At 47.4% G+C, this 1,659-nt stretch carries 2 protein-coding genes; one reads left to right on the top strand and one right to left on the bottom strand.

What is annotated here, in order from left to right; all coding sequences use genetic code 11:
- Nucleotides 1–582: orotate phosphoribosyltransferase (gene pyrE / locus R8N46_RS24545; protein ID WP_318189693.1), on the top strand; the 582-nt coding region annotated here is incomplete at its 5' end.
- Between the two features lie 60 nt (nucleotides 583–642).
- Here pyrE and R8N46_RS24540 read toward each other — a convergent pair.
- Nucleotides 643–1,593, bottom strand: a complete 951-nt coding sequence (locus R8N46_RS24540) for a Kdo(2)-lipid IV(A) acyltransferase (RefSeq protein WP_005496814.1) — start codon at nucleotides 1,591–1,593, stop codon at nucleotides 643–645.
- Nucleotides 1,594–1,659 lie beyond the last annotated feature (66 nt).

Genomic DNA, 1,659 nt, shown 5'->3' with positions numbered 1-1,659 from the left:
GGTGAGTTTACTTTGAAATCTGGCCGTAAAAGCCCGTACTTCTTTAACGCTGGTCTTTTCAATACAGGCCGTGACCTAGCGCGTCTTGGTCGTTTTTACGCGGCAGCACTTGCGGATTCTGGTATCGAATTCGATGTTCTATTCGGCCCTGCGTACAAAGGTATCCCAATCGCGACTACAACAGCAGTAGCACTTGCGGATCACCACGATATCGACACGCCTTACTGTTTCAACCGTAAAGAAGCAAAAAATCACGGCGAAGGCGGTAATCTGGTAGGTTCTGCTTTAGAAGGTCGTATCATGCTGGTGGATGACGTGATTACAGCGGGTACCGCGATTCGTGAATCGATGGAAATCATCAAGGCGAATGGTGCAGATCTGGCTGGCGTATTAGTGGCTATCGACCGCCAAGAGAAAGGCAAAGGCGAACTTTCTGCGATTCAGGAAGTTGAGCGCGACTTCGGTTGTGCGGTGATTTCTATCGTGAGTTTGGGTGACCTAATCACTTACCTTGAAGAAAAAGGTAACGCGACCGAGCATCTTGAAGCGGTGAAAGCATACCGCGCCGAATACGGCATCTAATTTCCCACTTTTCGAATTCAATAAAAAAGGTATCCAATCGGATACCCTTTCTTTTGCGATTTATTTGTAGCGAATGCCTTTGGGCTCGTTTTCATCTTGCATGGTTTTGTAGCGTTTGTGTAGCCACATCCATTGCTCAGGTGCTCGTAAAATCACTTCTTCCACGTACTTGTTCATATAAGCCGCCGCAGCCACTTCATCTTTTTGTGGGTAATCGGCTTCAATGCACTTATCAGCGATGATTTCGTATTTGCCTTCGTCATTGCGGAAACCAGAACCTGGAATGATCGCGCATTTTGATGTGTAGGCTAAAATGCTGGTGCCGGTTGTTGTACAAGCGTCATCAATGGCAAAAAACGGCACGAAGACCGATTTATTGCGGCCGTAATCGTGGTCAGGTAAGTAGAACAAACGCTCGCCGCTGCGCAGTACACGAATCATCTTTTTCACATCTTTGCGATCAATCAGTTTGTTGCCGTTGTGCGTGCGCCCCCAATATTGGATGAAGTTGTACGCTGGGTTGTTGTGAGGACGAAATGCGCCATAACCCGCAACACCTAAAACAGCAAAAGCTCGCGCGGTAATTTCTAAGTTAAGAGCGTGCACACAACACAACAATACGCCTTTCCCTTCCGCGCCTTTTTCTTTTAGAGCGTGGATGTCTTTCTCGACAATGAGCGTTTTGAAGCGCCATGTAGGCCAAAACCATGTAATACCGGTTTCGATCAGTGCCATCCCGGTATTCTTGAAGTTTTCTTCCACGATATGTTGCACTTCTTCTGGCGTTTTCGCGGGGAATGCCAGCTCAAGGTTGCGCTTCGCGATATGCACGCGCTTTTTGCCATAGCGCATGCCTAGCTTGCCAAGTGAACGCCCCAAAGACAGTAATAGGCGATAAGGAAGAATATTGACGATGATAGCCAGTAGACCAAACCCAAGCCAAACTCCCCAGTTACGAGGATGGAGAAGGGAAAGAGAAAACTCGGGCTGCGTGTATTTGTCTTTACTCATAATCTCTACTTAATTTGTGCACTGAGTAGTGCCCAATACTCGTCAAAGTTTGCAGTAGGTTGGTAC

The sequence above is a fragment of the Vibrio sp. 1874 genome (assembly GCF_033344395.1).
Classification (GTDB): domain Bacteria; phylum Pseudomonadota; class Gammaproteobacteria; order Enterobacterales; family Vibrionaceae; genus Vibrio; species Vibrio alginolyticus.
The sequence above is the reverse complement of the archived record's forward strand: the minus strand, read 5'-3'. Positions and strand labels throughout refer to the sequence as shown.